Source organism: Actinosynnema sp. (assembly GCF_052038725.1).
The window spans coordinates 1-6385 of record NZ_JBQGCX010000606.1; the positions used below are offsets into that span (position 1 = coordinate 1).

Here is a 6385-nt window from a genome sequence, read left to right on the forward strand (position 1 = left end):
CGCCGCTCGCGCCACCACTGCCGGTAGAGCTGCTCCTCGTCCTCGTCGGGCCGCACGAGGGTCAGCGAGAGCGACCAGCCGAGCTCGGCCAGCGGCTCGGTCAGCCCGGCGAGCAGGCGCATGAAGAAGGGGTCGCGGCCGAACGTGCCCCGCGACCGGGCGATGACCAGGCCCAGGCTGCGCCCGCCCCCGCCGGAGACCTTGCGGCTGGCGAGGTTCGGGCGCCAGTTGAGCTCGTCGGCGGCGGCGCGGATGCGGGCCGCGGTGGCTTCGGAGACGTTCGGCCGTCCGTTGAAGACGTGCGACACCGCGGACGGTGAGACACCCGCCCTGCGGGCCACCGCCGCGATCGTCACGCGCTTCGTGCTGGGTTCACTCATGGCACCGCCGAGGCTAAGGGCGTTGACCACCGGATGTAAAGCGGTATACCTTGCTCGCCACTTCGATTGTGCACCGCTTTACAAACCCGCCCCCCAACGGCGGTTCCGCGTATCCGGATGACGCTACGAAGCTTCCGAGGAGGGCTTTTGTCCCACTCCATCAGCAGGCGCACCCTGCTGCGCGCCGCGATCGGCGGCGTCGCCGCGCCGCTCCTGGCGGGGTGCGGCGCGTTGACGCCCGCGTCCCGCAGGCCCGGCGCCCTCTCGGTGCACACCCAGCTCAGCGGCGCCGTCGCGGGCGCCACGGTGTTCGCCGACGCGGTCGCCGCCTACGAGCGGCGGACCGGTCGTCCGGTCGCGCTGCTCAAGAACGGCTCCGACCTGCCCATCGTCTTCGAGACCAGCTCGCTCGCCGGAGCGGAGGCCGACGTCGCCCTGGTGAACCTGCAGGGCCGCACGCTCTCCTGGACCGGCCTGGGGGCGACGATCCCGCTCACCGGGCTGCTCGACGAGTGGGGGCTGCGCGACAAGATCATCCCCGAGGCGCTGGCCGAGTGGACCGACGCGGACGGCAACCTGCGCGCGTTCCCCTTCACCCGCACCAACTGGCCGGTCTCCTACAACACCAGGCTGCTGGAGCAGGCGGGCGCGCAGATCCCGACGACCTCAGACGAGCTGATCGCGGTGGCCGACGCGCTGCGCTCCAAGGGGATCGGGCCGGTGACGGTCGGCGGGTCCGACTGGAGCGGGCAGAAGATGTTCCTCCAGGTCATCCAGGGCTTCCTCACCGCCGACGAGGCCAAGCGGGTGTTCGGCAGCGGCAAGCTCTCCGAGAGCCCGGCCGCCGTCGCCGGGGTCGAGCACTTCGTGGAGCTGCGGGACGCGGGCGTCTTCGTCGACGACGTGCAGGGCTACACCTCCGACTCGGAGCTGACCCAGTTCAACACCGGCAAGGCGGCGATCGTGCCCGCCATGTCGTCGGCGCTGGCGAAGGTGCCCGCCGAGCGGGCGAGGGAGGTCGTCGTCGGCGGCTGGCCCAAGCCCTCGCGCGGCGGCGTGCTGGCGCACCCGAGCGTGATCCGCCGCTTCAACGGCCACGGCATCTGGATCAGCCGCGGGGGCGCGGACAAGCTCGACCTGATCAAGCCGTTCGTGCAGCACCTGTACAGCGACGAGGTGATCGACTCGATGATCCTGGGCTCCGGCCGGGACATGAGCCGGATCACCGACACGGTGAGCGAGGACTTCCCGCTCGTCGCGCAGGCCTCCCGCCTGACCGACCAGCAGGTCTCCCCCGTCATGCTGCCCGACCTGGTCATCCCCCAGTCAGCGTTCGAGCCGATGATCCAGGCCACGGCAGCCGCCTACGGCCCGATCCCCGCCGAACGGATCATCGAGGTCTTCGAACGGGCCTACGCCACGGTGTGAGGAAGGAGCCGACCTTGACCGCTACGACCGACGCCGCTGTCGGCGTCACGAGCAGTGCAGAACCTCCCGCGCCGCAAGGCCTCGCCCCGCGCCGGTCCGCGCGGGACCGCTTCCCCGGCTTCGCGCTGCCCGCGCTCGTCTGGTACGCGGTGTTCATGATCGGCCCGGTCCTGGCGATGATCGTCATCGGGTTCCTGTCCTGGCCGGGGATGCTCGTCCAGCCGGGCTTCGCCGGACTGGACAACTTCTCCCGCGTGTTCGCCGACGAGAACTTCTGGACCGCCGCGGGCAACTCGGCGCTGCAGATCGCCGTCGGCCTGCCGGTGATGATCGTGCTGGCGTTCCTGCTCGCGTTCTACGTCGTGCAGAAGCCGCGCGGCCACAAGGTGCTGCGCTACCTGCTCTTCATCCCCGCGCTGATCTCCGCGCCCGCGACCGCGATGGTCTTCTACGCGGTGCTCAACCCGGACGGCCTGCTCAACGGGCTGCTGCGCCCGCTCGGCCTGGACGGCGCGGCCTGGCTCGCCGACCCGTCCACCGCGCTCGGCGCGATCGTCGCGGTCGAGCTGTGGAGCGGCATCGGCTACTCGGCGGTGCTCATCGCCTCGCGGCTCGACGGCGTGGACGCCGAGATCGTGCAAGCCTCGCGCATCGACGGCGCCGGGGACTGGCGGATCGCCTGGGGCATGTACTGGCCCATCGCCCGCGACTTCATCGGCGTGGTGACGATGCTCCAGTTCCTGTCCATGCTGTTCAACTCGGCGCAGACCGTGCTGCTGCTGACCCAGGGCGGTCCGGGCACGTCCACGACGACGCTCTCGTACCTGGTGTACCGCAAGGCGTTCGTCGAGACCGACCTCGGCTACAGCCAGGCGGTCGGCCTCATCCTGTTCGTGCTCGGCCTGCTGGGCATGGGCGCGATCCGCAGGGTGCTCCGCGCGACCTACTGACCCGAACCCGAGGAGTCCACCATGGCCGGGACCGCCCGCCGCCCCCTGCGCGACCGCGCGGGCTCGATCACCAGCGGCGCACTCGCCTGGATCTACGCCGCTCTGCTGATCGTGCCGCTGTACTACTTCATCGTGTCCTCGTTCAAGTCCAACGAGGAGATCTTCGAGTCGCCGCTGGCGTTCCCAAGCACCTGGGACCTCGGGAACTTCACCACCGCGATCGACCAGGCCGACCTGGTGCTGGCGGTCGCGAACTCGGTGCTGACCACGCTCGGCGCGCTCGTGCTGACCCTGCTGCTGGCCCTGCCCGCCTCGTTCGCGCTCGCCCGCTCCACCGGCAGGCTCGGCAAGGTGGTCGAGGGCGTGTTCGCGCTGGGCTTCCTGATCCCCTCGTTCGCCGCGCTGTTCCCGACCTTCCTGCTCGCGGCGCTGCTCGGCCAGTTCCACACCCGCACGTTCGTCGTGCTCCTGCTGCCCGCCACCGCGCTGCCGCTGTCGATCGTGATCCTGACGTCGTTCATGCGCACCATCCCGCGCGAGCTGGAGGAGGCCGCCTCGATGGACGGGGCGTCGGCGTCGCAGGTCCTGCGGCAGGTGTACCTGCCGATCTGCGTGCCGGGCATCGCGACGGTGCTGCTGCTGAACTTCCTGTCGTTCTGGAACGCCTACCTGTACCCGCTGATCCTGATCGGGCCGGACACCGCGCAGCGCACGATCCAGGTCGCGCTGCCGACCCTCAAGGTCGACGCGGGCACCGACTACGGCGTGCTCATGGCGGGCACGCTGTTCACGCTGCTGCCGGTGTACCTGGTGTACACGGTGCTCCAGCGGCAGATGCAGCGCGCGCTGGTGTCGGGGGCGGTCAAGGGATGATCACCGCTGCCGAGCTGCCGCTGCCGCACCGGGTCGGCCAGGTCAACCAGCGCCTCAAGGGCTGGGAGGCGCTGCGCTGGGTCGACGGGGCGCCGCGCGTGACCGACGTGCTCCGGCGCGAGGTCGACCGCTTCGGCGGCCTCGGCGCGATCTACGGCGTGCTGCGCGCCGACCCGTGGTCGGAGGTCCACTGGCGCAACGGGATTCCACCCGAGCGCAGCGCGGAGGCGTGCGCGGCGGTGCAGGAGTACGTGGTGCGCAACGGTTGTGGCGTTCCGGTGCTGTTCGTGGAGGAGGCCCCGCACGGGGTGCAGGCGCTCGGCGCGACGACGCTGCCGGTCAACCTCGCGCTCGGGGCAGGCATGGACGTCGGGCTGACCGAGGAGCTGGCGGCGGCGGTGGCCGCCGAGGCGAGCGCCAGGGGCACGCACGTGGCGCTGGTGTCGGGGCTGGACGTGCTGCGCGATCCGCGCTGGGGGCGCGCCGAGGAGTGCTTCGGCGAGGACCCGGCGCTGGCCGCGCTGCTGGTGGCCGCGACCGTGCGCGGGATGCAGGGCGCGGGCTCGGGGCCGATCGGCGCGGGGCGCGTCGCGGTGGTGGCCAAGCACCTGGCGGCCCAGGGCGCCGGGATCGGCGGGCGCAACGGCTCCGGCGCGCCGATCGGGCCCAGGGAGCTGGGCGAGGTCCACCTGCGGCCCGCGCACGCGGCGGCGCGCGCCGGGGTGGCCGGGTTCAGGGCCGCCTACAACGACGTCGACGGCGTGCCGTGCACCGGCAACCGGGGGCTGCTGACGGGCGTGCTGCGGGAGGACTGGGGCTGGGACGGGATCGTGATGGCCGACGGCACCGCGATCGACCGGTTGCGCGACAGCACCCCGGACCCGGCGGCGGCGGCGGCGCTGGCCCTGCGCGCGGGGGTCGACCTGAGCCTGTGGGACGAGGCGTTCACGCACCTCGGGGAGGCGCTGGACCGGGGGCTGGTGGCGGAGGGCGAGCTGGACCGCGCGGTCGACCGGGTGCTCGCGCTCAAGCGGCGGGTCGGCCTGCTGGACGGGCCCGCGCCGGTGGCCGCCCCGCCCGCGCCGCGCGACGTGGCCCGGCTGGTCGACCGGGCCGCCCGGCAGGCCGTGGTCCTGGTGCGGGACGACGGGGTGCTGCCGCTCGACCCGTCCGGCGTGGTCGCGCTGATCGGCCCGAACGCCGACGACCTTGACTCGCAGCTCGGCGACTACACCCCGCCCCGGCCCGCCGACGACCCCGGCGCGTCGACCGTGCGCTCGGCGCTGGTGGCGCGGCTGGGTGCGGGGCGGGTGCTGCACGCGCCCGGATCGCGGGTGCGCAGCGCGCTCGGCCCGGACGCGCTCGCGGCGGTGGGGAGCGCGGTCGAGGGCGCCGACGTCTGCGTGCTGGTGCTCGGCGGCACGAGCAGGCGCGGCTACGGCGACGAGTTCGCCGACAATGGGGCGGTCGCGGAGTCGGCGGCGGACACGACCAACGGGGAGGGCGTCGACCTGGCCTCGGTCGCGCTCCCCCTGCCGCAGCTGGAACTCGCGCGCGCGGCCCGGTCGAGCGGCAAGCCGGTGGTGGCCGTGGTGGTCGACGGCCGACCGCGCGCGCTCACCGAGCTGGCCGGGGTGGTGGACGCGCTGCTCGTGGTGCCCTTCCCCGGTCCGAGCGGGGGTGCGGCGATCGTGGGGGCGCTGCTCGACGGCACCGCCACGGGTCGGCTGCCCGCGTCGTTCCCGGTGGCCGACGGGGTCTTCCCGGTGGCGCACGACGAGCGCGTGGAGACCGCGCGCGGGTACGCCGACCAGCGGCGGCCGGTGGGCATCCCCTTCGGCAGCGGGGTTTCGGTCGCGGCGCGGGTGCACGGGACGTCGTGGGACATCACCGCCGGGGAACTGGCGGGCGGCGGTTCGCTGCGGGTCCCGGTGGCCGTGGCCAACACCGGCGGGCGGCGGTCCGCCGTCGTGCCGCTCTACGGCCGCCGCCACGAGCTGGGCGTGCGCCCGCGCCGCCGGACCCTGCTGGCCGTGCGGCGCGTGACGTGCGAACCCGGCGAGAGCGTGGTGGAGTTCGTGCTGGGCCTGGACGAGCTGGGCTCGTGGGCCACCGGGCGGCCGGTCGCGGTCCCGGTGGAGATCGGCGCGTGGAGCGGCGACGAGGTGGACGAACCGGGTGGCGCGGCGCGGATCCGCGTCACCGACGAGGGAGGGGCCACGCCGTGGCAGAGGTGAACGAGACGATCGCCGCGGCTTCCGCGCGCGTGCGGGCGGCGGCCGGTGAGCGGATCGGCGCGATGGTGGAGGCCGCGCTGCTGCGCACGCTGCGGGACACCGTCACGATCGGCGCGGACGGCAGCGCGTTCGTGATCACGGGCGACATCCCCGCCATGTGGATGCGCGACTCCACCACGCAGCTGACGCCGTACCTGCGGTTCCTGCCCGACTGCCCGCCGCTGGCCGAGCTGGTGGCCGCCGTGGTGCGCAGGCAGTTCGCGTGCCTGGACCACGACCCGTACGCCAACGCGTTCAACGACGGCCCGACCGGCGCCCACTACGAGCAGGCGGACCTGTGCGACGACCCGCACGTGTGGGAGCAGAAGTACGAGATCGACAGCCTGGCGTACCCGGTCACGCTCGCGCACGCGCTGTGGCGGTCGACCGGTGACACTGGGGTGTTCGACGAGCGGGCGCACCGCGTGCTGCGGGTGGTCGTCGCGCAGCTGCGCCTGGAGCAGCGGCACGACGAGTC

The 6385-nt window shown here is 73.4% G+C and carries 6 protein-coding genes; 5 read left to right on the forward strand and 1 reads right to left on the reverse strand.

Going from position 1 to position 6385, the window contains the following annotated elements; genetic code table 11:
• The coding region (locus ACTUAL_RS12740; RefSeq protein WP_440900383.1) for a LacI family DNA-binding transcriptional regulator at positions 1-380 on the reverse strand (380 nt) is incomplete at its 3' end.
• Between the two features lie 147 nt (positions 381-527).
• Between ACTUAL_RS12740 and ACTUAL_RS12745 the strand changes: the two genes are divergently transcribed.
• The 5 genes from ACTUAL_RS12745 to ACTUAL_RS12765 form a co-directional block, all read left to right on the forward strand.
• Positions 528-1808 (forward strand): ABC transporter substrate-binding protein, encoded by a 1281-nt coding sequence (locus ACTUAL_RS12745; protein WP_440900384.1) that lies wholly within the window; start codon positions 528-530, stop codon positions 1806-1808.
• 14 nt (positions 1809-1822) lie between these two features.
• Positions 1823-2758 carry a carbohydrate ABC transporter permease gene (locus ACTUAL_RS12750; RefSeq protein ID WP_096497943.1) on the forward strand — a complete coding sequence of 312 codons (936 nt, stop codon included), beginning with the start codon at positions 1823-1825 and terminating at the stop codon, positions 2756-2758.
• 21 nt (positions 2759-2779) lie between these two features.
• Positions 2780-3631: a carbohydrate ABC transporter permease gene (locus ACTUAL_RS12755; RefSeq protein WP_096495612.1), complete on the forward strand. Its 852-nt coding sequence runs from the start codon at positions 2780-2782 to the stop codon at positions 3629-3631.
• Positions 3628-5868 (forward strand): glycoside hydrolase family 3 protein, encoded by a 2241-nt coding sequence (locus ACTUAL_RS12760; protein WP_440900385.1) that lies wholly within the window; start codon positions 3628-3630, stop codon positions 5866-5868. Before ACTUAL_RS12755 ends, ACTUAL_RS12760 begins: the two co-directional genes overlap by 4 nt.
• Positions 5856-6385 (forward strand): glycoside hydrolase family 125 protein (locus ACTUAL_RS12765; RefSeq protein ID WP_440900386.1); only part of this gene is annotated, 530 nt, incomplete at its 3' end. The genes ACTUAL_RS12760 and ACTUAL_RS12765, both read left to right, overlap by 13 nt.

Coding starts and splice junctions, on each gene's coding strand:
- ACTUAL_RS12755 (WP_096495612.1), top strand. CDS start 2,780: ATGGCCGGGACCGCCCGCCGCCCCCTGCGCGACCGCGCGGGCTCGATC.
- ACTUAL_RS12760 (WP_440900385.1), top strand. CDS start 3,628: ATGATCACCGCTGCCGAGCTGCCGCTGCCGCACCGGGTCGGCCAGGTC.